The sequence below is a fragment of the Streptomyces sp. NPDC001717 genome (assembly GCF_042892775.1).
Classification (GTDB): domain Bacteria; phylum Actinomycetota; class Actinomycetes; order Streptomycetales; family Streptomycetaceae; genus Streptomyces.
This window is the reverse complement of sequence record NZ_JBIAUK010000003.1, coordinates 283,009-308,700: the sequence shown is the minus strand read 5'-3', so window position 1 is coordinate 308,700 and position 25,692 is coordinate 283,009. Positions and strand designations below refer to the sequence as shown.

Here is a 25,692-nt window from a genome sequence, read left to right as displayed (position 1 = left end):
CGAACCGCCCGCCCCGCCGCCCCGCGGCCCACCGGTCAGGTGCGGTCCACGAACACGCTCGTGGACTTCACCCGGGCCGTGGCCCGCGCGCCCACCTCCAGCCGGAGCTCCTCCACCGCCTCCCGCGTCAGCAGCGACACGATGCGGTGCGGACCGGCCTGGATCTCCACCTGCGCGGTGACCGACCCCAGCTTCACCCCGGTGACGATCCCGGGGAAGGAGTTGCGCACCGAGCTGTACGGGGCCTCCTCGCCGTCGGCGCCCTCCTGCGCGGCCTCCACGCAGAACGCGGCCAGGTCCGGCCCGTCCACCATCCGCCGTGTGCCTTCCCTGCGGGTGGGGAACCGTTCCGCATCCGCCCAGCGCCGCGCCGTGTCGACGCTGACGCCAAGCAGTCGTGCCGCCTGACCGATCGTGTAGGACTCCATGCCCCGCAGCCTACGACCCGCCGGCGGGCGGACGACGCAGGGCCTCGCGGGCCGCGGCCGCGACCACCCCGGCCACCGCCGACAGCGCCGGGGAGTCCAGCTTCCACTGCTGCCAGTACAGCGGTACGTCCATCGGCCGGCGCGGCGCCACCAGCACCAGCTCCCCCGCCCGCACCAGCGGCCCCGACTGCTGCTCCACCACCATCCCCCAGCCGAGCCCGGCGACCACCGCGTCGCGGAACCCCTCCGAGGTCGGGATGTAGTGCCGCACCGCCCCCGCGGCGGCCGCCGGGTCGCCCGTCAGCTCGCGCACGAACACGTCCTGGAGCTCGTCCTTGCGGTCGAACACGACGGTGGGCGCCACCTTCAGGTCCCGCTCCGGCGCCCCCGCCAGGTATCGGGCCGCGAAACCGGGGCTCGCCACCGGCAGGTACCGCGCCAGCCCCAGCAGCCGGGAGGCGCACCCCGCCACCGAGTCGGGCGAGGAGGTCACGGCCGCCATCACCTGCCCCTCCCGCAGCAGTTCCGTCGTGTGCGCCTCGTCCTCGCGGTGGAGCTCGACGCAGACCGGCGGGTCCTGCGGCAACCGCGTGAGCGCCGGCAGCAACCAGGTGGCCAGCGAGTCCGCGTTGACCGCGATCGGCAGCCGCACCGGGCCCGTCCCGTCGGCCATGCCCAGCTCGGCCCGCGCGTCCAGCTCCAGGCGGGCCAGCTGGCGGGCGAAGCGGACCACGACCTCCCCGGACGCGGTCGCCCGCACCGGTTTCGTGCGCATCAACAGGACCCGTCCGGTCCGCTGCTCCAGGGCCTTGACCCGCTGGCTGACGGCCGAGGGCGTCACGTGCAGGGCCGCCGCGGCGGCGTCGAAGGTGCCCTCGTCCACCACGGCCAGCAGGGTCCGCACCTGGTCCAGGGGAAGCTCGTCCATCACGAGTGCTAATGGTACGTAAAAATCTTTAGCTGTACTGCATCGATGCGGCTGCCTACGGTCGAGGGCATGACACACGGCATCATCACGGCGGCCCTCGCCGGTTTCGGCACCGGTCTCTCCCTCATCGTCGCCATCGGCGCACAGAACGCCTTCGTCCTCCGCCAGGGCGCGCGCCGACACGCGGTACTCGCCGTGGTCGCCATCTGCGCCGTCTCCGACGCGGTGCTCATCGCCCTCGGAGTCGCCGGGGTCGGCGCCTTCGTCACGGCCTGGCCGGCCGCCCTCACGGCCGTCGGGATCGCCGGCGGCGGGTTCCTGATCTGCTACGGGATCCTCGCGGCCCGCCGCGTGCTGCGCCCCTCCCCGGGCGCCGCGCTCACCGCGGAGGGCGGCACGAGCGCGGGCCGCCGGGCCGCCGTACTGACCTGCCTGGCCATGACCTGGCTCAACCCGCACGTCTACCTGGACACCGTCCTGCTCCTCGGCTCCCTCGCCGCCGACCGGGGCGACCTGCGCTGGGCGTTCGGCATCGGGGCGGGCCTGGCCAGCCTGACCTGGTTCTCCACCCTGGGGTACGGGGCCCGGCTGCTGAGCGGCCTGCTCGCCCGCCCCTCGGCCTGGCGGGTCCTGGACGGGCTCGTCGCCGCGACGATGGTCACCATGGGCGGCCTGCTCCTGGCCCGCGCCTGACGCCCGCATGTCCTGCGCGTGACGCCCGGCCGACGCCTGAACGGCGTCCGGCGCGGGCCCACCGGCCCCCGGCACCGCCCGTGGCATAGTGCGGTGGACCTCACCCCTGGAGACCGACCCCGTGGAGCTGGAGCCCGCCGTGCCCGACCGCCCCTCTCCCGACGAGGTGCGCGCGTACTACGCCGCCCAGCCGGCCCCGCTCGTGGCCGCCACCGGGATCGTCCTCGACAGCCGGGGCCGGGTCCTCGTACTGACCACCTCCTACAAACCCGACCTCGAACTCCCCGGCGGCACCGTCGAGGACACCGAGACACCGGAACAGGGCCTGGCCCGCGAGCTGGAGGAGGAGCTGGACCTCCACGCGCCCGTCGGGCGGCTGCTGGCCGTGGACTCCCGGCCCCCGGGGGCGCTCGGCCGCTCCCTCATCGTCCACGTGCACCTCGTCGGACCACTCCCGGCCGAACAGGCCTCGGCGCTCTCCTTCCCCGACGGCGAGATCACCGAGGCCCGCTGGCTGCCGCCCGAGGAAGCCTGCGAGGCCCTCCCGGCCCGGATCGCGCCCCGGCTGCGCGCCGGCCTGGCGGCCCTGCACGCCGGCTCCTTCGCGCACCTCGTGGACGGGGTGCCGCAGCCCGGCTCACCCGCAGGCCTGGACCCGGCCCGCCGGGCCGCCCTGGGCCACTCGGGCGTCCTGGACGCCGCCGACCACCGGGCCAACCGCCCCAAGGCGCTGACGGCGGCGAGCGTGCTCTTCACGGACGCCGAGGACCGGATCCTGCTCGTCCGCCCCTCCTACGGGAGCACCCGCCGCTGGCACCTCCCCGGCGGCGGCATCGACAGCGACCTGGGCGAAACCCCGCGCGCCGCCGCCCGCCGGGAGGTCCAGGAGGAACTCGGCCTCGACCTCCCGCCGGGCCGCCTCCTCGCCGTGAACTGGTCCCACAAGGCGGGCCGCCCGGCCCGCGTCCGCTTCCTCTACGACGGCGGCGTCCTCGACGCCCCGACCCTCGCCCGGATCCGGCTGGACCCCTCGGAACTCCTCGCGTGGCGCGCCGTCCCCCGCACGGAACTCCGCGACCTGGTCAAGGGCGCCCTGCGCCGCCAGATCGAAGCGTCCCTCACGGCCCGCACCACACGCACGGGCCCCCTGGAACTCCACGCGGGCCGCCCGGCCGACTGAACGCCGCGTCTGCCGTCTCAATCACTGACCAGCCCTGGCATATGCGGCAAGATTGGATGCATTCTTACGCAGACGCGGCTCGATCGAGCCTGGTGGCTCGAATCCAAGGGGGCAGCGATGGCCGTCTTCATCCTGCGGCACGCGCGAGGAGAGGACCTCTCCCGGGCCGAAGCCGCCTTCGCCGTGGAAGGACTGGCCACGCGGGCAGTCCTGGCCTCTACCTCGGACGGGGGCTGCGTCCCCGGTGATCTCGGAGGCGTCGACGGGCTGGTCGTCATCGGCGGCGCGCCGGAGGACGGCCCCTGCGGTCCTCCCGGCCCGGACGCGGGTGCGCGCGGTGCCGAGGTGGCGCTCCTGCGGGCCGCGCTCGCCGCCGAGGTGCCCGTACTCGGTGTCCGCGAGGGCGCGGAGCTGCTGGCGGTGGCCGCCGGCGGCTCCGCCGCGCCCGGCCCGGATGAGGGCGCCGGCTGGGACGAGGTCGGCGTCACCCCGGCCGCCGCCTCCGACCCGCTCTTCGCGGGGGCCGCCGGGCGGCAGCGGGTTCCGCGCTCCCCCCTGGCCTCCCTGCGGCTGCCGGACGGGGCGGTGGTCCTGGCCTCGTGCGACCGCGATCCGGTGCGCGCGTTCCGGGTCGGCGGCAGCGCGTGGGGGGTCCGGTTCCACGCCGACGCCTGGCTGGAGCACGTACTGGGGCGTTTCGCGGCGCTGGTCGCGGCGCGCGCCGAACGCACCGCCACCCGCACCTTCTTCACCCGGCGGGCCGATGCCTGGGAGGAGCGCTTCGCCTACCAGACCCCCGCGTACGAGGCGGCCGTCGCCCGGATGCGACTGGGGCCGGGCCGGCGCGCCGTCGACCTCGGCTGCGGCACCGGACGGGCCATGCCGGCGCTGCGGGCGCTGGTCGGTCCGACGGGGAGCGTCCTCGGCATCGACGTCACGCACGCGATGCTGGTCGCGGCCGCCCGCCACGGCCGGACCCGCCACGGGGGCCTCCTCACCGCCGACTGCACACGGCTGCCCCTGCCGACGGCTTCGGTCCACGGGATCTTCTCCGCCGGGCTCCTCGACCACCTCCCGGCACCCCGCGCGGCCCTGCGGGAATGGGCCCGTGTCAGCGCGACCGGCGGGGAGCTGCTCCTCTTCCACCCCTCCGGCCGTGCCGAACGGGCCGCGCGGCACGGTCTGTCGCCGAGCCCCGACGACCTCCTGGCGGAGCCCAACCTCCGAGCCGCCCTGCACTGCGCGGGCTGGCGGCTGACCGAGTACGAGGACGACCGGCACTCCTTCATCGCCCACGCCACCCTGCGGAGCCCGCGCGCGACCCGGTAGAACGACACACGAGGGAGAGGAGCGGCACGATGCCGGCACCCGACCGGATGGACGAACGGCTGCGCGCCCTCGGGCTGGTGGAAGCCCAGCGGACGGCCGAGGCGCTGTTCGCCGGGATCACCGCCCGCGGTCTGATCGCTCCCGGGCGCAGCGAGTACGAGGTGACCGACCGGATCGGGGCCCTGCACAGGGAGTCGTCCGTGGCGGGGGCTCCGTGGCCGGGGCGTCTCGTGCGCTCCGGCCGGCACACGCTGCTCCCGTGCGGGCAGGAGCCCCGCTCGGACCGGGTCATCGACGTGGACGACATCGTCATAGCCCGCTTCGGCCCGCTCCTCCTGGGCGGTCACGGCACCGATTTCGCCCGCACCCTGGTCCTGGGCGACGACCCGGACAGGCTGCGGCTCCAGGAGGACCTGCCGAAGGTCTTCGCCGCCGCGCGCGAGGCGTACCAGGCGGACGCCGGCATCAACGGCCGGGAACTGTACGAGGTGCTCCGGGCACTCGCCGCCAAGGCGGGCTGGTCGCTGGGCGGTTGGCAGGCCGGGCACCTCGTGGGTGAGGTGCCCGCTCCGCATCCGCGCGGCGCGCGGGCCGAGGCGTACATCGGTCCGGACAACGGCCGGCCGCTGCGCCGCACCGTCCAGGGAGGGTGGCAGGCGCACTGGCTCCTGGAGGTCCACCTGGTCGACGAACACCGCGGTTTCGGCGGCTCGTTCAAGCAGCTCCTCGCCCTGATCTGACGTACGGCCCGCAGCGGACTGCCGCGACCGGTAAGGGAATTCGGGTCGTGTCGAGCCCGAATACGGCGCGAGACCCGTCACTTGGTGCGGAAGCTGCCGGTGTACACGTCCGTACGGTTCCCGGGTTCGTCGGAGTGGGTCTCGGTGACCACCGCCCGCACTCCCTTGCCGTCCGCCACCAGGCCCTGGTAGTCGCCGAGGAAGTACCCCCCTGCGAACGGCGCCCGCAGCCAGTCGAAGACACGCGAGATGCGCCGTTCGGAACGGCGCTCCAGGTCTCCGTGCGGCAGCGTGGCCAGCTGCCAGGCGGTGGGCAGGGTGGTGGTGTCGCCCGGCCGCAGGAAGCGCAGGTCGTTGTAGGTGAGCGCGACCGTCCCCCGCTCGTCGACCGCGATGGACGGCGAGAAGGCCGGAACGCCCTCCGGGCTGATCAGCGCGGGGCTCCCCCAGGTGCGTCCGCCGTCGGTGGAGCGCACGAGTTGGACGGAGTCGAAAGCCCCGCCGGAGAAGTCCGAGCCCTCGTACGCCATGTACAGCGTGCCCGTCTTCGGGTCGATGGCGGGGCTGGGCAGGGTGGCGGCGGAGCGCAGCGGTTTGGCGGGGTCGTTGGGGTCGACCTCCGGCACGGAGCTGTCCCGGGCCACGACGACCGGGGAGCTCCAGGTCTCACCGGCGTCGGTGGAGGTGACCACTTCGTACCGGGCCTCGACGACCGTGCTCAGGTCGTCGGACAGGGTGATCCGGTCGAAGAAGTCGTAGAGGGTGCCGGTGTGCCGGTCGACGACGATCAGATGGCCGATGGTCTGGGTGTTGGGCACCGAACCGGTGTCGACGAACTGCCGGGCCCTGCTCCAGGTGCGGCCGCCGTCGCGGGTGACGGAGATGTAGCCGGGACCGTCGATGGCACTCGGGCCGGGCGGGTCGTTGTCGAGGCGGTCCCAGACCTGGTAGGCGGTGCCCTCACGGATCGGGTCGGCCGTGAGCGAGGGCTTGTCGTTGAAGAACGGCTCCTCGTCCACGTGGGTGGTGGTGAGGTTCTGCCAGGTGCGGCCGCCGTCGCGGGACGTCGCGGCCAGGAGGCCGCTGCGCGTGCTCTTCGTGAAGTCGACGCCCTCCCCGCTCGCGTAGACGGTGCCGTCCGGTCCGGTGGCGACCCAGGGGTCGGTGGCCCGTTCGAAGTCCGCGCCGCCGGGGGCGCACAGGCTGAACGGCAGCGTGCTCCGGTGGAAGGTGCGACCGTCCGTGGACCAGGAGGCGGCCAGACCCCGGGCGCCGCCGTCGTTCCAGCGGTCCTGCTGGAACACGGTGACCACGCGCTCGGGGTCGCGCGGATCCACGGACAGGTACGGCTCGACCTCGGTGCCCGGGTAGACGACGCTGTCGGGGGATCTGGCGCCGATGGTGCAGTCCGCGTACGGGTCGCCCTCGGACACCTTGGTCAGCGGTGGCGCGCCCCCGGGGTTCCGGTCCGCGGCGGCCGGTGTCGCACCGGTGTAGGTGACGAGCAGGAGCGCGGCGGTGGTGACGGCGGTCAGGGGCAGGACGACGCGCATGCGGGAACTCCTCCGGGGCGGCCTGGGGCGCGGAGGAGTACCGGAACGTGGGGATGGGGCGACTCCGCTTGATCCTTTTCGGCGTCGTGGCCGGTGCCCTTGATGGGCCGAACGACGGAGTCCCCCTGGAGGCAGCCGGGGAGCACGACGGAGCCGACCGTCACGGTTCGTCGTGACGGTCGGCTCCTGGGTCGTGCGGTTGCGGCGCCTTGCCGCAGGCTCAGCGGGGAATCATGGCGGCGCCGGGACGGGCCGGGGGCTCCGGCCGGACCGGCTGCCCGGCCGTGCCCGAACGGTGGTCAAGTGATCGGCTGCAAGGTCCCGTCGGGCAGCACGCACGAGTAGCCGGCGTAGGGGCGTGCCGTGATCTGTCCGCCTGCGGCCGTGCAGTCGTCCCTGCTGATGTTCGGAGACGAGGCGGCCTGGGCGCCGACGGCGCCGACGGCGCTCGTGCCGGCAAGGGTCGCAGCGGCCAGGGCGAGGCCCAGGATTCTTCGCATGCGCATGACTTCCTCCTCCTCTCGGGCGCCCTGCGTCGGCCCTCGGGAAGGACAGGTCTCGGTCTCGGGACCGACGGCGCCCTCCCCCTCAGCATGGGCGCTCCGCACGGGACCCGCGAGCGCGCCGGGTGCCCCGCGGTCTCCGGGTCGTCCGGGGCCACGGCCCTAGCGCGGTTCGTAGGCCGCCATCCGGCAGGCGCCGGTCGCGGCGCCGCCCGCCACTCCGGCCGCGGACAGCCCGCTCACACAGCTGTCCAGGTCTCCGACCACGCCACGGCTGCAGGCGGCCGAGACGGAGCCGGAGTCGGTGGCACCGGCCTGCATGGCCATCTGCGTACAGGCGGGGATGTCCGCCCGGACCGTGGGGGCGGCGATCACCGCACCGCCGAGGGTGAGGGCCAGCGCGCTGAGGACGCCGGCTGTACGGATCGGACTGCGCATGGGAGACACCTGCTCTCCAGACGTTCTCGGTCAGGGAACGGAACTCGCCCCGGCTGCTAGTCAGGGGCCACCCGGCAGGCGCTCACGGCCGTCCCGTTGGTCACACCACCCGCGGTCAGGCCGGCCACGCACTGCGCGTTGTCGCCGGTCAGGCCGACGTAGCACGCCATGCGCACGTAGTCCGGGGCCTCACCGCCCCGCAGCTCGCGCTCGACCTGGTTGATGCAGGCCGTGACGTCCGCGTGGGCGGCCGGCGCGATGAGGGCCGCGCCGCCGAGGGCGAGGGTCAGGCCGGTGAGGACACCGGCGATACGGGTCGACGCGCGCATGGGACGCACCTGCCTTCCGGGTCGGTCGCGCGGTCCTGGTCCCGGTGGACCGGATCCACGCGGAAACGCCTCCTGGCGATGCCCGATGAGTGGCGCCCCTGACCCTGACCGGACCGAATGGAAAGCACTCGGGGCTCCACTCGCGGGCCCTCACTCCAGCTTGGCACCCTCTCCCCGGCCCGTCCTGGGCACCGGGGGCGGCGTGCCCCGGTGCCGGGCGTGCGCATGGCGACCGCCACGGAACCCGGGACGCACGAAAGGCCGCCCTCCCATGGATGAGAGAACGGCCTCCGACCTGCGTTTCCGCATGGTCGGGACGACAGGATTTGAACCTGCGACCCCTTGACCCCCAGTCAAGTGCGCTACCAAGCTGCGCCACGTCCCGATACCCGCTGACCTGGGGTTTCCCCCGGTTGCAGGCGCAGGAGAACAATACCGCACTTCCCAGGGTCGTCGCGCGCACCTTTTCGTCCGCCCGCTCAGGCGGTGCCCTCGGCGGTCAGTTCCGGGTGGGCGGCGGCCAGCCGTTTCGGGGCCGCCTGGAGCCACGAATCGGTCAGGATGGCCCGCAGCTCCTCCACGTCCCGCACCGCCGAGAGGCGGACCCGGAGCCAGGCGTAGTTGTCGTCGTGGCCCTCGCGCACGAAGAACTTCTCCGGTTCGGCGGCGATCAGCTCCGCCCGGTCCTCCTTCGGGCACTTCACCCCGATCGAGGTGTCGTCGTCGGCGAGCGACACGAAGATCTTCCCGCCGACCCGGAAGGTCGGCATGCCCCAGGCGAGCTTTTCGGTGCTGTCCGGGAGCGACAGCGCGATCATGCGGACGTCCCGCGCGGTCGTGGCCATTCGCGGCTCCTCTCCAGCCACCGGCGAACCCTCGTCCCCCGACCGTAGGACCCGCCACTGACAGTCGCGTCCCGTGCGGGGCTCACGCGCCCCCGTCCTCCCTCGCGTGCAGCAGCCCCACCAGTTCGGCGGCGAGTGCCTTCACCGTGGCCAGGCCCTCCGTGCCCCATCGCCGAGGGACCACGTCCACCGCGCACACCGTGCCCAGGACGATCCCGCGCCGGTCCGTCAACGGCGCGCCCGCGTAGGAGCGGACCCCGCTCTCGTCCACGACCGCGTTGCCGGCGAAGCGCGCGAAGTCGCGCACGTCCTCCAGCACCAGGGCCCGCCGGCGTACGACCACGTGCGGGCAGTAGCCGTGGTCGCGGGGCAGGACCCGGGCCGGGTATCCGCTCGCCGGGGCGTCGGCCGCGTGGTGCAGCCCGGCGAAGAACTGCCGTTCCTCACCGATGAAGTTGACCCCCGTGTACGGCGCTTCGAGCGCGTCGGCCACGCGGCGTGCGAAGGCGTCCAGTTCGGCGTCGGTGCGCTCCCCGAGCCCCAGCTCGCGCAGCCGGACGGCGCGCGCGGGCGCCTCCCGGTCCACGGGTGTCAGCAGCAGGTGTCCGGTCGATTCGTAGTACGTCATGGCGGTCCCCCCGACTCGTTGGACAGGCACAGCAGATGGCGGACGAGGGCGGCCAGCGCGCCCGTCCCGGAACCGGTCAGGCGCGCGTCGCACCGTACGACGGGCACCTCCGGCCCGAGGCCCACCGCCGCGCGCACCTCGTCGGGCGCGTAGCGGTGGGCGTCGTCGAACTCGTTGACGGCGAGGACGAAGGCGATCCCGCGCCGCTCGAAGAAGTCCACGGCGGGGAAGCAGTCGGCGAGCCGGCGGGTGTCGGCGAGCACCACCGCCCCGAGCGCGCCCGCGCACAGCTCCTCCCACAGGAACCAGAACCGGTGCTGGCCCGGCGTGCCGAACAGGTAGAGGACGTGGCCCTCGTCCAGGGTGATCCGGCCGAAGTCGAGCGCGACGGTGGTCGTGGACTTGGCCTCGACGCCGTCCAGCGGGTCGTCGGCCGCGCCGAGGTCGCTCAGCAGTTCCTCGGTGCTCAGCGGCTCGATCTCGCTCACCGCGCGGACGAAGGTGGTCTTGCCCGCGCCGAAGCCGCCCGCGACCAGGACCTTCAGGGTCGCGGGGACGGCCACCCGGGCCTCGGCGGCGTCACAGTCGTGCGCGTAGGCCATCGAGCACCGCCCTGAGCAGGTTCTGGTCGGCCGCGGCGAACGCGCCGAAGGGGTCGCCGCCGGTCCCGGCGCGGGTTCCGGTGCCCGCGCCCGTGCCGGGGAAGCGGGGGGCCTGCGCCACGACGGCCCCGTGTTCCATCAGGTCGGCCAGCAGCACCTTGACCACGGCCGCGGGCAGCCGCAGCTGCCCGGCCACCTCGGCGACCGTGACCGTGGCGGCCCCGGCGGCGGCGCAGGTCCGCAGGGCGAGGATGTGCTCGGCCCCGAGCGGGACGCGGGGCCGCACACCGGTCGCGGTCACCAGGGAGAGCAGGTCGAGCGAGACGCCCGGCCGGGTGCGGCCGCCACTGGCGGTGTACGGGCGCATCACCCGGCCCGCCGAGTCGTCGAGCCAGGGTGTGTCCCGGTACGCCGTTCCGTTTTCGTACGCCCCCCTCGCGCGGGCCCTCATCGCTCCGGGTCGGCGACGGGCCGACGCGGCGGGGCCGCCAGGTACGGTCGTACGCTCTTGACGAGCATCGCCATCTCGTAGCCGAGTACGCCGGCGTCGGCCTCGCGGTCGGCGAGTACGGCCAGGCAGGTGCCGGAGCCGGCCGCCGAGACGAAGACGAGTGCGGTGTCGAGTTCGACCACGACCTGCCGCACCTCCGCGCCGTCGCCGAAGCGGGCGCCGGCGCTGCGGCCGAGCGAGTACAGCCCGGAGGCGAGGGCGGCCAGGTGGTCGGCGCTGTCCGGGTCCAGGCCGTGTACGCAGGTCACGAGCCCGTCGGCGGTGAGCAGTACGGCACTGCGCGTGTAGGGCACGCGCTGCACCAGGCCGCTGAGCAGCCAGTCGAGGTCCGAGAGCCGGCTGCCGGTCTTGGTCGCCACTTCGCCGCCCATGGGGGTGTGCTCCTTGCCGTTGCGAGGGGTGAGGATCGGGGTGCTCGGGGTGCTCGGGGTGATCGGGGTCATGCCTGGTCCTCCGACTGCGCGAGGCCGAAGCCCCGCTGGAAGGCGGCCATCAGGCCGGGGTCGTGGACGGGCCGCTCGGTGTCGTCGGCCGCCGGCCGGGGCGCGGGGGCCTCGCGGAGCTGCGGTGCGAGATGCTCCTGGGCGCGCCGCCGGGGCAACTCGGGGCGCCCGACGCCGCCCGCGGCGGGCTCCTCGGCCACCCCGGTCCGCCGCACGGGCAATGGCGGGACCTCGGTTCGGGGGGAGGGCACCACGACCCCGCCTGCGAGCCCGGAACCAGGACCGCGCCCCGGGTCGGGGGCCGTGGCCTGCCCGGGGTCGGCGCGGAGGAACGGGATGGGGCCGGGGGCCGGATCGGCGGCGGGTACCCGGTGGCTGTCGTGGACCTGGGCGGCAGCCGGGACGTGGTCGGCGAGGCCGGGAGCCGCAGCCTGGGCGTGGCCCGCCGGGGCAGGGTCGGCGGCAGCGGGGTCGCGGCCGGTCGGGGCGGTGCGCGGGTCGGGGACGGTCGGCCGGGGCGGGGTGGGGACCCGGGCCGGTTCCAGGTGGGGGATGGGGACCGCGGCGGGGGCGCCCAGGAGTTCCTTCGGGAGTACCAGCACCGCGAGTACGCCGCCGTAGATGTTCGACTTCAGCTCGACCGCGATGCCGTGCCGGCGGGCCAACGCCGAGACCACGTACAGGCCGATCCGCCCGTCGGCGAGCAGGTGCCGGACGCTGATCTGGTCGGGGTCGTCGAGCAGCGCGTTCATCCGGTGCTGCTCCTCCGCCGGCATGCCCAGCCCGCGGTCCTCCACCTCGACCGCGATCCCGGCGGTGACCCGCTCCGCCCGCACCACCACATCGGTGTCGGGCGCGGAGAACACCGTGGCGTTCTCGACCAGTTCGGCCAGCAGGTGCACCACGTCCGCGACCGCGTGACCGCGCACGCTGCCGCCCGCCGGGGGCACCACCTTGACCCGGGTGTACTGCTCGACCTCCGCGACGGAGGAGCGCAGCACCTCGCTCAGGTCGATGGGCCGCGTCCACTGGCGGCGGGACGCGGCGCCCCCGAGCACCGCAAGGTTCTCGGCGTGCCGGCGGATCCGGGTGGCGAGGTGGTCGACGTGGAAGAGCTCCTTGAGGAGGTCCGGATCCTCGACCGTGTCCTCCAGCTCGTCCAGCAGCGAGATCTCCCGGTGCACGAGGGACTGGAGGCGACGCGCGAGGTTGACGAAGACCTCGACCTTGCGGTCGCTGTCGGAGGGCGCGACCGGGCCGGCCAGTCGTACGAGGGTCGTGTGCGCGTGCTCCCGGGCTCCGCGCAGCTCCTGGGAGAGCAGCCAGAACTCGTCGATGCCCGCCGGGTCCGCGCCGAGGCGGGGCCCGGTCGGGCCGCCGCCACCGCCACCGCGCAGCGGACGCGGCGCGCTCTCGCCCCGCTCCAGCCGCTCGGCCGTGGTGAGCAGCTCCTGGCGGCCGCGCACGCTGGAACGGCGCAGGGCCTCACACCGGTCCCGGACGGCCTTGGCGGCGCGCTGGGCCCCGAGCAGGGCCGCGGCGAGGGCGCCGAGCACCAGCAGGGCGCAGCCGGTGAGCACCGGCCACAGCCGGGCGTCCCGCTCCCCCGCTCCCCCGCCGAGCTGCAGCGTGAAGATCACCGCGGCGGCCCCGCTCAGCGCGGCGGCGAGCGTGGGCAGCAGGGCGGCACGGATCAGCTGGGGCCTTATCTGCCGGCCGGGACCGGGGGCGGCGTGTCTCGACGGGGCGTGGCGGGCTGCGCGGAGTCCGGACATCTGCGTCCTCGGTACGTGGGGCCCGGCCACCGGCGTTCCCGGGGCCCGGTGTTGATCACCGGATACCCACGCTAGACCGCACCATCACGCCCCTGAGCCCCGGTTGGGGAACTTCGCGGGGGTGCTTCCCGCTCCCGGTGGAGCGCTCGTACGACAGCCCGAATACGCGGGGCGCGCTCCGGGGCCGTACCCCGGGGCGGCCTACGGCTGTTGCCCGGTGGCCGCAGCCGCGGGGCCGGAGACGAACTGACCGGTGGCGGTCAGCGCCAGCCGTGAGAAGAGAGTGCCGGAGAAGCCGAAGAGCAGGGCGATGGCGAGGGCGATGGGCCGGTCCGGCGCGTCCCAGGAGTTGTCGAGGAAGACGTGCCCGAGGACGTTGAGCTCGGGGTCGGCGAGCATGCGTACGAGGAGCAGCCCGGCGACCGCGGCGAGCGCGCCGCCGACCGGGGCGAGGACCAGGACGCCCCAGGAGGCCGGACGCTGGGAGCGCATCACGCTGACCACCGGGGACAGGAAGCCGCCCAGCGCGCCGAGCGTCAGGGTCAGCCGGTGGTCGAAGGTGAGGCCGATCAGGAGGATCACGCCGAGGCCGGTCGCCGCCAGCCACAGGGCGGTGCGCTGCTGCTCGTACTCCTGCTCGGCCTCGGTGTCCTCCCTTTCGTGGAGGTGCTCGGTGGCGGCGATCAGCAGTGCCCCGGCTTCGGGGCCGCCCGCGGCCGGTGCGGCGAGTTCGGCCGCCAGCTGCGCGTCGCCGGGGTGCGGGGAGGCGGCGAGTCGGATGCGGAGCGCACGGAGCCGGGCGGCGTTCTCCTCCGGGGTCTGCAGGCGCAGCAGCCGGCGCTCGGCGCTGTGCAGGGCGCGCCAGGCGGCGGCCAGTTTGGACAGCGGGATCGCGATGGTCCAGGAGCTGGGCAGGAGCCGCGAGGCCACCGTGCCGTTGGTCTCCAGGTCGTCGAGGCGCGAGGTGACCGCCTCGATCTCCGCGGCCCGGGCTCCGTCGTCGGGGGCGGCCGCGCCGAGGACCGCGGCACGGGCCCGGGTGTCGCGTATGCAGGTCTGGAGCTGCCGGTAGCGGGGGGCGGCTATGAGTCCCCTGCTGGTGATGAACACGATGGCCAGATAGGTGCCGCACACCACCGGCAGGGCCCAGGGCCCGCCCCCCGCCACGGCCTGCCACATCGCGAGCCCCCTCGGTGTTCCCGACCCGGTGTTCCCGACCCGGTGTTCCCGACCCCGGTGTCCCCGACCCCGCCGGGCCGTTGCGGGCCGCTGCCGGCCCCATCGTGCCGCAGGACGGCGGCTCGACGGGGCCGGTTGCGCATTCCCGGGCCCGTTCCGCGCGTTCCGCGCGGGCGCGTGGCGCTGTCAGCGCTCGCCGGCGAGGTCCAGATCACCCCGGGGAGCGGCTTCGGGAGCCGCGGCCGGCAGCTCGCTCTTCCCCCGCCAGGGGTGCGCGATGGACTCGGCCACCGGTCGCCACCAGGCGTCGACGGGAAGGGTGCCCCCGGGCTCGAAGGGCTCGCCGGGCCTCGGGGTCGCCACGGCCTGCCCGGCGCCCTCGGCGGCGTCGACCGTCCACTCGCCGGGCTCGGCCCACGGGTGCAGGGCCAGGTTGAAGGTGCCCCAGTGGATCGGCAGGAACACGCCGTGCGGAGCACCGCCCTGCAGGTCGAGGTGGGCGCGCACGCCCTCCTCGGGCGTCATGTGGATGTCGGGCCAGTACTCCGAGTACGCGCCGATCTGGATCATCGTGGCGTCGAAGGGGCCGTGCTCGGCGCCGATCTCCCGGAAGCCGGGGAAGTAGCCGGTGTCGCCGCTGTGGTAGATCCGGTGCTCGTCGCCCGCGACGACCCAGGAGGCCCACAGGGTGTGCTGCTGGTTGCGCAGGCCGCGGCCGCAGAAGTGCCGGGCGGGGGTCGCGGTGAGCGTGAGGCCCGCGATCTTGGTGCTCTCGTTCCAGTCCAGCTCGCGCAGCCGGTCGGCCGGGACGCCCCAGTGCTCCAGGTGGGCGCCGACGCCGAGCGGGACGGCGAAGACCGTGTCCGTACCGGCCAGCGCCTTGATCGTCGGCAGGTCCAGGTGGTCGTAGTGGTCGTGGGAGATGACCACGACGTCGACGGTGCCCAGCGAGGCCAGGGGGACCGGTGCGGGGTGCAGTCGCTTGGGACCGGCGAAGGGGAACGGGGAGCACCTCTGACCCCACACGGGGTCGAAGAGGACCCGGCGGCCGTCGATCTCGGCGAGCACGCTGGAGTGGCCCATCCAGGTCAGGCGCAATCCGCTGACCGGCGGTTTCGCCAGTTCGGCGAGGGTGGTCGGGTAGACCGGGATCGGGCCGGCGGGAGCCCGCCGGATCCGCTGCTCGCGGTGGAAGTAGATCTTCGCGAACTCCGCCATCGACCCCGAGGGCCTGTTCCGGGCGCCGACCGGGTTCTGGAAGACGCCGTCGGCGAAGTTCGGCGAACGGCGGATCCGGTCCAGCCGGGCCCCCGTGGGGTCCGCGCCGAAGGCTTCGGGCCGCAGGGCGCGCAGCCGGGGACGCAGGGGACGAGAGCCGGTCAAGGCGCCTCCAGGGACGGTGCGGTCGGATGACGGCGCGGTGGGGATGTCCGTCGGTCTACGAGCATCCCAACGCACACCGGCCCCGAAGGATTCCGCGTTCCCCGCGCGTGTCGTCCCCCGCTTCCCCCCTTCCCCGCCTTCCTTCCCCGCTTGCCCCTCCCCCCGTCTACAGCGGCAGCAGGTCCGGCCGCTTCGCCTCGACGTGGTCCCCGGAGGACTCGCCGCGCAGCCGGCGGCCGATCCAGGGCACCAGGTGCTCGCGCGCCCAGTGGATGTTGTCCCGCGTCACGTCGACCGAGCCGCGCGGGCGCTCCGGCGGCCACGGCTGGTCGGGGTCGGCCGGCACGTCCAGTCCGAGCACCTGCGCGGCGCGCAGTGCGACCCGGGTGTGCCCCTCGGGCGACAGGTGCAGTCGGTCGGTGTCCCATGCCCTGCGGTCCTGTACGGACTTCAGGGACCAGAGGTCGAGCACCGGGCAGTCGTAGCGGTCGGCGATGGCGCGGACGTGGACGCTGTACGTCGCCACCTTGCCCCGGAGGTGCTTGAGGACCGGAACGCCCCGGGTGTCGAAGCCGGTGGTGATCACGACCCGGCCGACGGCTCCGGTGAGGTCGGCGACGGCCGCCTCGAAGCGCGCCGCCACGTCGTCGGGGTCGGTGCCGGGGCGGATGATGTCGTTGCCGCCCGCGCAGAAGGTCACGAGGTCCGGCGCGAGCGCCTTGGCCCGCGGAACCTGGTCGGCCACGATCTGGTCGAGCAGTTTGCCGCGCACGGCCAGGTTCGCGTACCGGAATTCGCCCTCCGGATGCTGGTCGGCCAGGAGCACGGCGAGCCGGTCCGCCCAGCCGAGATAAGTGTCCCCGGGTCCCGGGTCCCCCACGCCCTCGGTGAAGCTGTCCCCGATCGCCGCGTACGAGCCGATGGTCTTGAGTTTCGTCGTCGTCGCTGCCACGAGACGACATCCTTCACTCTCGTAACCAACCTACGCCAACGTAATGAGGGGTTGACGGGCCGTGATCTTTACCACCCGGGAGGTAAGGAATACGTACACGTGAGGCCGGGACCCCCCTCGGGTCCCGGCCTCACGCGTGCTCGTGCTCCGGCGGCGGCTGCCGTCAGATGCTGACGCCCTTCGCGCGGAGGTAGCCCAGCGGGTCGATGTCGGAGCCGTAGGACGGGCCCGTGCGGATCTCGAAGTGCAGGTGCGGGCCGGTCGAGTTGCCGGTGGAACCGGACAGGCCGATGGTCTGGCCGGCGGTGACGCTCTGGCCGACCGAGACGGCCAGCGAGGAGAGGTGGCCGTACTGCGAGTAGTTGCCGTCCGCGTGGCGGATGACGACCTCGTTGCCGTACGCGCCGCCCCAGCCGGCGGAGACGACGGTGCCCGCGCCGACGGCCCGGACGGTGGTGCCGGAGCTCGCGATGAAGTCGACACCGGTGTGGTAGCCGGAGGACCACATGCTGCCCGCGACCTTGTACTGGGTGGAGATCCCGGTACTGGCGAGCGGGGCCACGAATCCGGAGGCCGACGTCTTGGCCGGCGGGGCCTCGGCCGCGGTCTCCCGCTGCGCCGGAGCGGCCTGCTCGGCCGCCTGCGGACCGGTCTGCGCAGCGGCCTTCGGAGCCGCCTCGTGCCCGGTCCGGGGCGCGGTCTTCGGTGCGGTTTCCGGAGCCGGTCCCGCCGGAGCCGCCGCCTCGCCCGCACCGCCGAGGTTCAGCTTCAGACCGGGACGGATCAGATCGGGGTTGGTCCCGACCGCCTCGCGGTTGTCGGCGTACAGCCGCTGCCAGCCGCCGTCCAGGTTGCGCTCGGCGGCGATCTTGGAGAGGTAGTCGCCCGGCACGACCGTGTAGACGGTCGGCGCGCCGGCCTCGGCCCGGAGCGGGGCGGAGACCTGCGGGGCCGCGACGGGGGCAACGGCGGTCCGGGCCGTCGTCGCGGCGGCCGGGGCGCCGGCCGCGTGGGCACCGGCCGCACCCATCAGGGGCAGCGCGAGGGCCGCACCACCGGTGCCGGCGACGGCGAAGCCGCGCGGTATCGAAAGGGACTTGGGGCGGCGGTGCTTACCCTTTGCAGGCATGGCGAATTCCTCTCCGGCGCCTGCGAGGTGAGCTGTCGGGTTCGGACTGGAGATGTCCGGCAGTACATGAACGGAACATGTACGGCTTCACCCCTAGCCGTCCCGGGTGGAGTTCCGGGACAGCGGCTTACCTGGTTCCCCCGCTCCTGCCGCGCGTGAATGGTCGGGTGCGGTTTCCGGGCGGCGGCAGGATTCGGCGATCCACCCGGATCGGTCGCGAACGTAATCCCAAAAGGACGCGCCGAACAAGCCGCGAATTTCCTGACGGAATCACAGGAACGGGAAACCGGGGGAATGCCGGTCACCCTCCGTCCATTCCCGCCCGTCAACAACCCCTCCGACGCGGGCATTCGGCTTTCGTGATCAGGCACTCACGGTCACCGTATGATCTGGCTCACGGGGACGCGCCCGATCTCGCCTCCACTTATGGCAAGTTGTCGCCAAGTAGTGTAATTCGGACAGAGCACCCACGAGCAGCACCACGAAGCGGAGGAGTTCCCTTGACCCAGCAGATACAGGAGCCGGAACTGTCCGGAGTGCGCAATTTCCGCGATGTGGGCGGATTGCCGACTTCTGATGGACGAAGGGTCAAGACAGGACGACTGTTCCGAAGCGGACATCTGGCGCATGCCACTGAAACCGATACGGAGTTCCTCGGTTCGCTCGGCCTCCACACCGTCTTCGACTTCCGCAACGGCGCCGACCACGCGCTGGAGGGCCCTGACGTGGAACTGCCCGGCGTGCGGAACGTCAACATCCCCCTCTCGGATCCGGCCGACGGCCGGGAGTTCTGGAAGATGGTCCGCGACGGCGATCTCGCACAGCTCCGCTCGATCCTGGGCGACGGCAAGGCGGCGGCCCGGATGGCGAACTCGTACCGGGTGATGATCAAGAGCCGTACGCCGGAGCACGGCCGGGTCCTGCACGCGCTCGCCGAGGACAGCGTCCCGGCGCTCATGCACTGTGCCGCCGGCAAGGACCGGGCCGGTCTGTCGATCGCCGTCACCCTGCTCGCGCTGGGCGTCGAGCGCGAGGCGATCGTCGCGGACTACCTGGAGTCGAACGCCCCGCACCGTCGCTACCGGGTCCGCCGGAGCGACGACTCCCCCGAGGCACGCTCCCCCGAGGTGATGGAGCTGCTCGCCCCGCTCTTCGACGCCCGCGCCGAATACCTGCTCGGGGCCTTCGACACCATCGAGGAGACCTGGGGCGGCGTGGACCGCTACCTGGAGCAGGGGCTCGGACTCGCGCCCGAGACCCGGAGCCGGCTGCGCGAGCGGTTGCTCGACTGACATGCGGACGAGGAGGGGAGCGCGCCGGGCGCGCTCCCCTCCTCGTCCGCCCCCTCCCCGACGGTCCCCCGTCCCGCGGTCAGCGGTTGCCGACCGCCTGCTTGACCAGGGTCCTGCCGAAGTCCCACATGAGACCCGACCCGCCGTGCGCCTCGTCCATGACCGCGCGGAAGGCCCCGACGAACCGGTCGACGTCGTGCTCGTCCACGATGAGCGGCGGGATGAGCTTGATCACCTCCAGGTGGTCCCCGGAGACCTGGGTGAGGATCCGGTGCTTCTGGAGCAGCGGCACCACGACCATCTGCGCGAAGAGCCCCTTGCGGGCCGCCTGGAGCATCGTCCAGCGGCTGCGCAGCCCGAGCGAGGACGGCCGGCCGAACTCGATGCCGATCATCAGCCCGCGCCCGCGGACCTCGTGGAGCAGTTCGTACTCGTCCACGAGCGCGGCCAGCCGCCCGCGCAGCAGGTCGCCCATCGCCCGGGCGTTGGCCACGACCTCCTCGTCCTCCATGACCGAGAGCACCGCGAGACCGGCGGCCATCGCCTGCGCGTTGGAGCCGAAGCTCGCGGAGTGCACGAGCACCCGGTCCATGGAGGAGTAGACCTTCTTGAAGATCCAGTCCTTGCCCAGGGTCGCGCCGACCGGCACGTAGCCGCCCGACAGCGCCTTGGCCACGCACACCAGGTCCGGCTCCACGCCCGGCTCGTGCTGGTAGGCGTAGAAGTCCCCGGTACGTCCCAGCCCGGTCTGCACCTCGTCCGCGATCAGCAGCGCCTTGTGCCGGTGCAGCAGCTCCTGCGCGGCGGGCAGGAATCCGGGCGGGGCCGCGAGGACCCCCTTGCCCTGGATCGGTTCGACGACGAGGGCGGCCACGTCGCCCTTGCGCAGCTCGCGCTCCAGGGCGGCCAGGTCCCCCAGCGCGATCCCGGTGTCGGGGAGCAGCGGGGCGAAGCCGTCGCGGAAGCCGCTCTCCCCGTTGACCGACAACGAACCCGTGGTCAGCCCGTGGAAGGCGTGGTCGCAGTAGAGGATCCTCGTTCGCCCGGTGGCGTACCGGGCGAACTTCAGGGCGGTCTCCACGGCCTCGGTGCCGCTGTTGCCGAAGAAGACCCGGTCCAGGTGGGGGCTGTACGAGAGCAGCTTCTCGGCCAGCAGGCCGGGCAGCGGCTGGCAGTCGAAGCGGGTCAGGTCGGCGAGCTGGGCGTCCAGCACGTCGTGCAGGGCGCGGCGTACGACGGGGTGGTGGCGGCCCAGGCCCATCACCCCGAAGCCGGCCAGCATGTCCAGGTAGTCGTTGCCCTCGGCGTCCCAGAAGTGGGCGCCCTCGGCCCGCTCGTAGACCTTGTCGAAGCCGATGGTGTGCAGCATCCGGGGCAGTTGGTGGTTGAGGTGCCGCGCGTGCAGCTCGTACCGCTCCGCCCCGCGCGCCGCCAGCAGGGCTCCGAGGTCGAAGCCCTTCCCCCCGGGCGACGCCGCCGTCATGCCGACCGGTCCCGGTTGCCGCCGACCGTCTCGCGGGCCGCGCGGAGGGATTCCTTGAGCGAACCCATGGTGGCGAGGACGGCGGTGGGCTCGTAGCCGCAGTGCGCCATGCAGTTGGCGCAGCGCGGGTCCTTGCCGCGGCCGTACTTGCTCCAGTCGGTGTCCTCGATCAGTTCCCGGTAGGTGGGAACGTAGCCGTCGCTCATCAGATAGCAGGGGCGCTGCCAGCCGAAGAGGGAGTAATTCGGAATGGCCCAGGCCGTGCAGGGGAAATCGGCCTTTCCTTCGAGGAAGTCCAGGAAGAGCGGGGAGTGGTTGAGCCGCCACCGCCGACGGTTACCGCCCGCGAAGGCCTTCCTGAAGAGTTCGCGGGTCTGTTCGACGCCCAGGAAGTGCTCCTGGTCGGGCGCCTTTTCGTACGCGTAGGCGGGCGAGATCATCATCTCGTCGACCTGGAGATCGTCATTGAGGTAGTTGAGGACCTCGATGACGGTCTGCGGGGTGTCGGTGTTGAAGAAGGTGGAGTTCGTGGTCACCCGGAATCCGCGCCTCTTCGCCTCCTTGATGGCCGCGACCGCCTCGTCGAAGACGCCTTCCTTGGCCACGGACTCGTCGTGCCGCTCGCGCAGGCCGTCGATGTGCACGGCGAAGGCGAAATAGGGCGAAGGCCTGAACTTCTCGATCTTCTTGCGCAGCAGCATCGCGTTCGTGCAGAGGAAGACGTACTTCCGCTTAGCCACCAACTGTCGGACGATCTCGTGGATCTGCGGGTGCATCAAGGGTTCGCCGCCCGCGATGGACACCATGGGCGCCCCGGACTCCAGGACGGCGCCGACCGCCTGCGCGACCGGCATGCGCTGCTTGAGCACGCCGGCGGGGTGCTGGATCTTGCCGCAGCCCTCGCAGGCCAGGTTGCAGGCGTAGAGCGGTTCGAGTTCGACGATCAGCGGGAACTTCTCACGCCTGCGGAGCTTCTGTTCGAGAAGATAGGTCCCGACCCTGACGGACTGTCGCAGCGGCATGGCCATCTGGCTCACCTCCTGGGGAGCAGCAAAGAACGGTGCCAGTCGTAGAACGCGGGTAGCACGGCACGGAGAACACGGAAGGCCGATATTCCACCGCGAACCGTGCCGATACGGACGAGCTCGTGTTCCGGAGCGTCCACGATCACCCGGACGGCCGCAACCGGACGTCCCCCTCCCGACGGAGGGCGGTGACAGCGGGTCGCGGTCCACAGGGTGGACGCCGACTCCATGTCGACCGCGATCGCGCCGGTCGCGCGCAGCTGTGCGCGCTCCTGGCCGCGGACGACGTGGTCCGATCCGGTCAGTGCGCCGGTGTGCACGGTCCGGCCGGGGGCGGCCCGGGCCAGTGCCTCGGCGAGCAGGGCGCTGCCGGTGCAGGTGACGGTGCCCTGCGGGTCCCGGGTCTCCTCGGCGACGACCAGGTCGCCCGGGTGCATGCCGGGTACCAGTCCGGCGCAGAACCCGGTCGCGAGGACGGCCGCCCGTTCCATCCCCGGTCTCTCCAGTGCCCGGCCGACGGCCCGCTCGGCGGCGCGCGGGCCCATCCCGGTGCGCAGGAGTTCGTACGCCCGCGGGGCGCCCCGGCCGGCGCTGCGCAGGGCGGCCTGCTCGATGCGCAGGGCGCAGGCGACGAGCAGCGGGTCCCGGTTCTCGGCCCGGTCCGCTCCGACGGCGGACATCAGGGCTCCCCGGCCGCGGTGAACGGTTCCCCGTGCAGGTAGCGGCCGAGCGCGGTGAGCGGGAACACCTGCCGGTACAGGTGGTAGTTGATGGAGAAGTCCCAGGGGAAACCGGTGCCGGTGAAGTGCGGCTCGTCCCAGGAGCCGTCCTCGCCCTGCGTCCGTACGAGGTGGGCGACGCCCCGCTCCACGGCCTTGCCCTCCCGCTCGCCGGCCGCCATCAGGGCCATCAGCGCCCAGGCGGTCTGCGAGGCGGTGGAGTCGCCCTTGCCGGCCCAGGCGCGGTCCTTGTAGGAGCGCTGGTCCTCGCCCCACCCGCCGTCCTCGTTCTGTACGGATTCCAGCCAGCGCACCGCCCGCCGGATCGCGGAGTGCGACGGGGCGATCCCGGCGGCGATCAGCGCCGGGACCACCGACCCCGTCCCGTAGACGTAGTTGGTGCCCCAGCGGCCGAACCAGCAGCCCTCCGGCTCCTGTTCGGCGAGCAGCCAGGCGATGCCGCGCCGGGTGCGGGCGAGGCCCGCCTTGCCCTCGAAGGCGAGCATCTCCACGACGTGCGCGGTGACGTCGGCGGAGGGCGGGTCGACGACCTCGCCGAAGTCGCAGAACGGCAGCCGGTTGGGGAGGACGCTCGTGTTGTCGGCGTCGAAGGCGGCCCAGGCTCCGTTCTTCGACTGCATGCCGAGGGTCCAGGAGACACCGCGGGCGATGGCGGCCTCGACGCGGGTCGGGTCCGGGTGGTGGATCCGGCGCAGCGCGAGGACGACCTCGGCGGTGTCGTCGATGTCGGGGTAGGTGTCGTTGTGGAACTCGAACGCCCAGCCTCCCGGGGCCAGTCCGGGCCTGCGCACCGCCCAGTCGCCGCTGCGGACGATCTCCTCGTCGAGCATCCAGTCGGCGGCCTTCACCAGCGCCGGGTGGTCGGGGCGCAGGCCGGCGTCGGCCAGCGCGATCGCCGCGAGGCAGGTGTCCCAGACCGGGGACTGGCAGGCCTCGATCATCCGGGCGCCGTCCTCGCGCCACACCGCGAAGCGGTCCAGGGATTCCAGCCCGGCGCGCATCACGGGGTGGCCGAGGTCGTAGCCGAGCAGGTGCAGGGCGATGACCGAGTACACGGCGGGGGGCTGGATGCCGCCCCAGCAGCCGTCGTTCTCCTGGCGTTCGACGATCCAGCGGCCGGCGGCGGCCATGGCCGCCTTGCGCAGCCGACGCGGGGCGAAGCGCCGGTAGACGTGGAGGGCCTTGTCCATCCGCTGGAAGGCGCCGTCCCAGGTCGTGGCGGGGGCGAGCCGCTCGGCGGGGTAGGGCGCGCGGGCGTCGGTGTGCAGCTCGTCCAGCGCGAAGGGGGCCGGGCGGACCGGGCGCAGCGCGGAGACCACGGTGAGCGGGACGATGGTCTGGCGGGCCCAGCAGCCGAAGTCGTAGATGTTCAGCGGCACCCAGGACGGCAGGAACACCAGCTCGGGAGGGAGTTCGGGCAGGTGGTCCCAGCTCCACCAGCCGAAGAGGGCGAGCCAGATCCGAGTGAAGACGCGGGCGGCGGCGATCCCGCCGTGGGCCCGGATCCAGGCGGAGGCCCGGACCATGTGCGGGGCGTCGGGGGCGTCCCCGGCGAGGCGCAGCGCGACGTACGCCTCGATGGTGGCGGAGAGTTCGGGCGGCCCGCCGTGGAAGGTGGCCCAGGTGCCGTCCTCGTTCTGCTCGCCGCGGATGAAGAGGGCGGCGGCGTGCGTGGTGGCCTCGTCGCGGATCCCGAGGAACTGCCGCAGCAGGAGGTCCTCGGCGTCCATGGTGACGTTGGTCTCCAGGTCGCCCTTCCACCAACCGGCGGGGTCCTGCCGCTCCAGCAGGTGCCGCGTCGCCCGCGCGGCGGCCTCCTGCGCGGCGAGCCTTCCCGCGTCGACGGGCTCGCGCGGGCGCGCTTCCCGGCGCCCGCTGCCGTCCGGAGCGCCGGGCAGGCCGTACCCGGCCTCCCGGACCGCTCCGCTCCCGAGGCTCCCCCCGGCCGCCGACGCACCCGGGCCCGCCGTCGCGGCGCCGGCCCCCTGGCCGGCTCCCGGCGCAAGCGCGTCCGTCGTCGCGGCCGGCCCTGCGCCACGGCCACCGGCCGGGCCGGCCGGGGGGCCGGGCGGGTCCGTGGGTGTCGGGCCCGGCGGCGACGCCCGGTCCGGTGTCGGGCCGGCCTGCGTGTCCGCGCTGGCGCGCGGGGTACCGGGCCGGGCAGGGGCGGGCTCCGGACCGCCGGGGCGGGCCTGCCCGGCGGGGGCAGGCCGGCTGGTGTCCGGCACGCCGGACGCTGCCGATGCGGCCCCGCCCGCCGGGTGCGGACCCGCGGCCGGGCCCGGTTCGTATTCGCTGCCGGCGCCGGCGCTGTCCGCGCTGCCGTCGGTCGTCGCTGTCATGGCTTCCCCTTCGTGCAGTCGGTCCTCTGCTGTGCTGGGGTCCGCCGTCGGCCGGCGCTTCCGCGCCGGCCGGCGACTCGCGAGTCATATCCGCCGTCGGGTGGCGATCACCTCTTGCGCACGACGACGAAGTCGGCGAGTGCGACCAACTGCTCGCGCACCCGCTGCGGCATGTCCACGTCGTCCAGCGCGCGGATCGCGATCGCGTGCTGGCGGCGTGCCTCGTCCGCCGTCCACTGGCGGCCGCCCGCCGCCTCGATGAGCGCCGCGCGGGCCGCGAACTCCTCCTCGGAGAAGTTCTCGAAGTCGCTGCTCTTCGCGTCCGCCGCGAGCAGCTCGGCCAGTTCGGCCGAGGCCGGCCCGCCCGCCGCCAGGGCGGCGACGACCGGCAGGGACTTCTTGCGCTGGCGCAGGTCGCTCCACGTCTGCTTGCCGGTGGCGTCCGGGTCGCCCCAGATGCCGAGCAGGTCGTCCACCGCCTGGAAGGCGAGGCCCAGGTGGTAGCCGTACTCCTCCAGCTTGTCCGCCGTGCGGTCGTCCGCGCCGCCGAGCACCGCGCCGATGGACACCGCGCAGGCGAGGAGGGCGCCGGTCTTGTTGCCCTCCATCTCCAGGCACTCCTCGACGCTGACGCTCTCGCGGTGCTCGTACGAGATGTCCTGGGCCTGGCCGTCGATGAGCTTGCGGCTGGCCGTGGTCAGCCGGCGCGTCGCGCGCCCCGCCTCGACCGTGCCGAGTTCGAGCAGGACCTCGTTGGCGAGGGCGAAGAGCGCGTCGCCGACCAGGATCGCCTGGGCCGGTCCGTGGACCTTCCACACGGTGTCGCGGTGGCGGCGCTGCTCGTCGCCGTCCATGAGGTCGTCGTGCAGCAGCGAGAAGTTGTGCACGAGCTCGACCGCGACGGCGCCCGGGATGCCGACCTCGGCGGGCACTCCGGCGGCCTCGGCGGAGAGCAGTGCGAGGGCGGGGCGCACGGCCTTGCCGCCGTCGCCGTCCGCCGGGTTGCCCTGGGCGTCGATCCAGCCGAAGTGGTAGGCGGCGACGGTGTCCATGGGCGCCGCGAGCCGGTCGACGGCGGCACGGAGAACGGGGGTGGACAGCGTGCGGCCGCGCTCCAGCAGGGCGAGCGTGTCGGCCGTCTCCACGCCCCCGCCGGCCGTGCCCACACCGGCACCCGTGTTCTCGACAGCCGGATTCCCCGGGTTCACTGGCTCTCCTCTGGTTCCTGTACGTGCTGCGGTC

Annotated in this window: 26 protein-coding genes, 1 tRNA gene and 1 riboswitch; of the genes, 5 read left to right on the top strand and 22 right to left on the bottom strand. The window is 73.6% G+C overall.

Going from position 1 to position 25,692, the window contains the following annotated elements:
- Positions 1–35: 35 nt before the first annotated feature.
- Together ACFYZL_RS08750 and ACFYZL_RS08745 are read right to left on the bottom strand one after the other, a co-directional pair.
- Positions 36–428, bottom strand: coding sequence for a molybdopterin-binding protein (locus ACFYZL_RS08750; RefSeq protein ID WP_388677312.1), 393 nt, complete (start codon positions 426–428; stop codon positions 36–38).
- Between the two features lie 10 nt (positions 429–438).
- A complete protein-coding gene (locus ACFYZL_RS08745) occupies positions 439–1,356 on the bottom strand; it encodes a LysR family transcriptional regulator ArgP (RefSeq protein ID WP_384751930.1) in 918 nt (305 codons plus the stop codon).
- A 69-nt stretch (positions 1,357–1,425) separates the two neighbouring features.
- Between ACFYZL_RS08745 and ACFYZL_RS08740 the strand changes: the two genes are divergently transcribed.
- From ACFYZL_RS08740 to ACFYZL_RS08725, 4 genes are all read left to right on the top strand, one after another.
- A complete protein-coding gene (locus tag ACFYZL_RS08740; protein WP_384751927.1) occupies positions 1,426–2,049 on the top strand; it encodes a LysE/ArgO family amino acid transporter in 624 nt (207 codons plus the stop codon).
- A 121-nt stretch (positions 2,050–2,170) separates the two neighbouring features.
- Positions 2,171–3,229 (top strand): NUDIX domain-containing protein, encoded by a 1,059-nt coding sequence (locus ACFYZL_RS08735; RefSeq protein WP_384751925.1) that lies wholly within the window; start codon positions 2,171–2,173, stop codon positions 3,227–3,229.
- A 117-nt stretch (positions 3,230–3,346) separates the two neighbouring features.
- Positions 3,347–4,558, top strand: coding sequence for a methyltransferase domain-containing protein (locus ACFYZL_RS08730; RefSeq protein ID WP_388677307.1), 1,212 nt, complete (start codon positions 3,347–3,349; stop codon positions 4,556–4,558).
- Between the two features lie 29 nt (positions 4,559–4,587).
- The gene (locus ACFYZL_RS08725; RefSeq protein WP_384751919.1) at positions 4,588–5,298 is read left to right on the top strand and encodes a M24 family metallopeptidase; all 711 of its coding nucleotides are present in this window, start codon (positions 4,588–4,590) and stop codon (positions 5,296–5,298) included.
- A gap of 77 nt (positions 5,299–5,375) precedes the next feature.
- Here the strand turns inward: ACFYZL_RS08725 and ACFYZL_RS08720 are convergent, their stop codons facing one another.
- The 15 genes from ACFYZL_RS08720 to ACFYZL_RS08650 all read right to left on the bottom strand — a co-directional run bounded on the left by ACFYZL_RS08720 (position 5,376) and on the right by ACFYZL_RS08650 (position 17,568).
- A complete protein-coding gene (locus ACFYZL_RS08720; protein ID WP_388677304.1) occupies positions 5,376–6,851 on the bottom strand; it encodes a sialidase family protein in 1,476 nt (491 codons plus the stop codon).
- A 299-nt stretch (positions 6,852–7,150) separates the two neighbouring features.
- Entirely contained in the window at positions 7,151–7,357 is a 207-nt protein-coding gene (locus ACFYZL_RS08715) for a hypothetical protein (RefSeq protein WP_384751913.1), read from the bottom strand.
- Positions 7,358–7,516: 159 nt separating this feature from the next.
- Positions 7,517–7,792, bottom strand: coding sequence for a hypothetical protein (locus ACFYZL_RS08710; RefSeq protein WP_384751910.1), 276 nt, complete (start codon positions 7,790–7,792; stop codon positions 7,517–7,519).
- Between the two features lie 56 nt (positions 7,793–7,848).
- Positions 7,849–8,121, bottom strand: coding sequence for a hypothetical protein (locus ACFYZL_RS08705; RefSeq protein ID WP_388677299.1), 273 nt, complete (start codon positions 8,119–8,121; stop codon positions 7,849–7,851).
- A 308-nt stretch (positions 8,122–8,429) separates the two neighbouring features.
- Positions 8,430–8,506, bottom strand: a tRNA-Pro gene (locus ACFYZL_RS08700).
- Positions 8,507–8,600: 94 nt separating this feature from the next.
- Positions 8,601–8,966, bottom strand: a complete 366-nt coding sequence (locus ACFYZL_RS08695) for an MmcQ/YjbR family DNA-binding protein (protein ID WP_384751907.1) — start codon at positions 8,964–8,966, stop codon at positions 8,601–8,603.
- Between the two features lie 82 nt (positions 8,967–9,048).
- Complete coding sequence (locus tag ACFYZL_RS08690) at positions 9,049–9,594, bottom strand: GAF domain-containing protein (protein ID WP_384751905.1); 546 nt, start codon at positions 9,592–9,594, stop codon at positions 9,049–9,051.
- On the bottom strand, positions 9,591–10,196 hold the full coding sequence (locus ACFYZL_RS08685; RefSeq protein ID WP_388677295.1) for an ATP/GTP-binding protein: 606 nt from the start codon (positions 10,194–10,196) through the stop codon (positions 9,591–9,593). Before ACFYZL_RS08685 ends, ACFYZL_RS08690 begins: the two co-directional genes overlap by 4 nt.
- On the bottom strand, positions 10,174–10,563 hold the full coding sequence (locus tag ACFYZL_RS08680) for a DUF742 domain-containing protein (protein ID WP_384751899.1): 390 nt from the start codon (positions 10,561–10,563) through the stop codon (positions 10,174–10,176). Before ACFYZL_RS08680 ends, ACFYZL_RS08685 begins: the two co-directional genes overlap by 23 nt.
- Before the next feature lie 80 nt (positions 10,564–10,643).
- Positions 10,644–11,078 (bottom strand): roadblock/LC7 domain-containing protein, encoded by a 435-nt coding sequence (locus ACFYZL_RS08675; protein WP_384580595.1) that lies wholly within the window; start codon positions 11,076–11,078, stop codon positions 10,644–10,646.
- A 68-nt stretch (positions 11,079–11,146) separates the two neighbouring features.
- Positions 11,147–12,925 (bottom strand): ATP-binding protein, encoded by a 1,779-nt coding sequence (locus ACFYZL_RS08670; RefSeq protein ID WP_388677291.1) that lies wholly within the window; start codon positions 12,923–12,925, stop codon positions 11,147–11,149.
- A 201-nt stretch (positions 12,926–13,126) separates the two neighbouring features.
- The gene (locus tag ACFYZL_RS08665; RefSeq protein ID WP_384751893.1) at positions 13,127–14,104 is read right to left on the bottom strand and encodes a hypothetical protein; all 978 of its coding nucleotides are present in this window, start codon (positions 14,102–14,104) and stop codon (positions 13,127–13,129) included.
- A gap of 186 nt (positions 14,105–14,290) precedes the next feature.
- Positions 14,291–15,487, bottom strand: coding sequence for an MBL fold metallo-hydrolase (locus ACFYZL_RS08660; RefSeq protein ID WP_384751891.1), 1,197 nt, complete (start codon positions 15,485–15,487; stop codon positions 14,291–14,293).
- Positions 15,488–15,653: 166 nt separating this feature from the next.
- A complete protein-coding gene (locus ACFYZL_RS08655) occupies positions 15,654–16,439 on the bottom strand; it encodes an SGNH/GDSL hydrolase family protein (RefSeq protein ID WP_384751888.1) in 786 nt (261 codons plus the stop codon).
- Positions 16,440–16,602: 163 nt separating this feature from the next.
- Positions 16,603–17,568, bottom strand: coding sequence for a peptidoglycan DD-metalloendopeptidase family protein (locus ACFYZL_RS08650; RefSeq protein WP_388677286.1), 966 nt, complete (start codon positions 17,566–17,568; stop codon positions 16,603–16,605).
- Positions 17,569–17,572: 4 nt separating this feature from the next.
- A riboswitch (cyclic di-AMP (ydaO/yuaA leader) is annotated at positions 17,573–17,777 on the bottom strand.
- 291 nt (positions 17,778–18,068) lie between these two features.
- On the opposite strand from ACFYZL_RS08650, the gene ACFYZL_RS08645 reads away from it, so the two are divergent.
- Positions 18,069–18,860: a tyrosine-protein phosphatase gene (locus tag ACFYZL_RS08645; protein WP_384751883.1), complete on the top strand. Its 792-nt coding sequence runs from the start codon at positions 18,069–18,071 to the stop codon at positions 18,858–18,860.
- Between the two features lie 79 nt (positions 18,861–18,939).
- On the opposite strand, the gene ACFYZL_RS08640 is transcribed toward ACFYZL_RS08645, so the two are convergent.
- From ACFYZL_RS08640 to ACFYZL_RS08620, 5 genes are all read right to left on the bottom strand, one after another.
- A complete protein-coding gene (locus ACFYZL_RS08640; protein WP_388677283.1) occupies positions 18,940–20,343 on the bottom strand; it encodes an aspartate aminotransferase family protein in 1,404 nt (467 codons plus the stop codon).
- On the bottom strand, positions 20,340–21,371 hold the full coding sequence (gene hpnH, locus ACFYZL_RS08635) for an adenosyl-hopene transferase HpnH (RefSeq protein ID WP_384758524.1): 1,032 nt from the start codon (positions 21,369–21,371) through the stop codon (positions 20,340–20,342). The genes ACFYZL_RS08640 and hpnH overlap by 4 nt, the downstream gene beginning before the upstream one ends.
- Positions 21,372–21,376: 5 nt before the next feature.
- Positions 21,377–22,048 carry a 1-hydroxy-2-methyl-2-butenyl 4-diphosphate reductase gene (locus tag ACFYZL_RS08630; RefSeq protein WP_384758527.1) on the bottom strand — a complete coding sequence of 224 codons (672 nt, stop codon included), beginning with the start codon at positions 22,046–22,048 and terminating at the stop codon, positions 21,377–21,379.
- Entirely contained in the window at positions 22,048–24,450 is a 2,403-nt protein-coding gene (gene shc, locus ACFYZL_RS08625; RefSeq protein ID WP_388677279.1) for a squalene--hopene cyclase, read from the bottom strand. The genes ACFYZL_RS08630 and shc overlap by 1 nt, the downstream gene beginning before the upstream one ends.
- Positions 24,451–24,557: 107 nt before the next feature.
- The gene (locus tag ACFYZL_RS08620) at positions 24,558–25,658 is read right to left on the bottom strand and encodes a polyprenyl synthetase family protein (protein ID WP_384751154.1); all 1,101 of its coding nucleotides are present in this window, start codon (positions 25,656–25,658) and stop codon (positions 24,558–24,560) included.
- Between the last annotated feature and the right edge of the window lie 34 nt (positions 25,659–25,692).

Excerpts from the sequence above, each read along its gene's own strand:
- ACFYZL_RS08685 (WP_388677295.1), bottom strand. The coding sequence starts at position 10,196 with ATGGCCTACGCGCACGACTGTGACGCCGCCGAGGCCCGGGTGGCCGTC.
- ACFYZL_RS08710 (WP_384751910.1), bottom strand. The coding sequence starts at position 7,792 with ATGCGCAGTCCGATCCGTACAGCCGGCGTCCTCAGCGCGCTGGCCCTC.
- ACFYZL_RS08630 (WP_384758527.1), bottom strand. The coding sequence starts at position 22,048 with ATGTCCGCCGTCGGAGCGGACCGGGCCGAGAACCGGGACCCGCTGCTC.
- ACFYZL_RS08745 (WP_384751930.1), bottom strand. The coding sequence starts at position 1,356 with ATGGACGAGCTTCCCCTGGACCAGGTGCGGACCCTGCTGGCCGTGGTG.
- ACFYZL_RS08680 (WP_384751899.1), bottom strand. The coding sequence starts at position 10,563 with ATGCGCCCGTACACCGCCAGTGGCGGCCGCACCCGGCCGGGCGTCTCG.
- ACFYZL_RS08730 (WP_388677307.1), top strand. The coding sequence starts at position 3,347 with ATGGCCGTCTTCATCCTGCGGCACGCGCGAGGAGAGGACCTCTCCCGG.
- ACFYZL_RS08665 (WP_384751893.1), bottom strand. The coding sequence starts at position 14,104 with ATGTGGCAGGCCGTGGCGGGGGGCGGGCCCTGGGCCCTGCCGGTGGTG.
- ACFYZL_RS08720 (WP_388677304.1), bottom strand. The coding sequence starts at position 6,851 with ATGCGCGTCGTCCTGCCCCTGACCGCCGTCACCACCGCCGCGCTCCTG.
- ACFYZL_RS08640 (WP_388677283.1), bottom strand. The coding sequence starts at position 20,343 with ATGACGGCGGCGTCGCCCGGGGGGAAGGGCTTCGACCTCGGAGCCCTG.
- ACFYZL_RS08695 (WP_384751907.1), bottom strand. The coding sequence starts at position 8,966 with ATGGCCACGACCGCGCGGGACGTCCGCATGATCGCGCTGTCGCTCCCG.
- ACFYZL_RS08740 (WP_384751927.1), top strand. The coding sequence starts at position 1,426 with ATGACACACGGCATCATCACGGCGGCCCTCGCCGGTTTCGGCACCGGT.
- ACFYZL_RS08725 (WP_384751919.1), top strand. The coding sequence starts at position 4,588 with ATGCCGGCACCCGACCGGATGGACGAACGGCTGCGCGCCCTCGGGCTG.
- ACFYZL_RS08690 (WP_384751905.1), bottom strand. The coding sequence starts at position 9,594 with ATGACGTACTACGAATCGACCGGACACCTGCTGCTGACACCCGTGGAC.
- ACFYZL_RS08675 (WP_384580595.1), bottom strand. The coding sequence starts at position 11,078 with ATGGGCGGCGAAGTGGCGACCAAGACCGGCAGCCGGCTCTCGGACCTC.
- ACFYZL_RS08750 (WP_388677312.1), bottom strand. The coding sequence starts at position 428 with ATGGAGTCCTACACGATCGGTCAGGCGGCACGACTGCTTGGCGTCAGC.
- hpnH (WP_384758524.1), bottom strand. The coding sequence starts at position 21,371 with ATGGCCATGCCGCTGCGACAGTCCGTCAGGGTCGGGACCTATCTTCTC.
- ACFYZL_RS08715 (WP_384751913.1), bottom strand. The coding sequence starts at position 7,357 with ATGCGCATGCGAAGAATCCTGGGCCTCGCCCTGGCCGCTGCGACCCTT.
- ACFYZL_RS08670 (WP_388677291.1), bottom strand. The coding sequence starts at position 12,925 with ATGTCCGGACTCCGCGCAGCCCGCCACGCCCCGTCGAGACACGCCGCC.
- shc (WP_388677279.1), bottom strand. The coding sequence starts at position 24,450 with ATGACAGCGACGACCGACGGCAGCGCGGACAGCGCCGGCGCCGGCAGC.
- ACFYZL_RS08705 (WP_388677299.1), bottom strand. The coding sequence starts at position 8,121 with ATGCGCGCGTCGACCCGTATCGCCGGTGTCCTCACCGGCCTGACCCTC.
- ACFYZL_RS08650 (WP_388677286.1), bottom strand. The coding sequence starts at position 17,568 with ATGCCTGCAAAGGGTAAGCACCGCCGCCCCAAGTCCCTTTCGATACCG.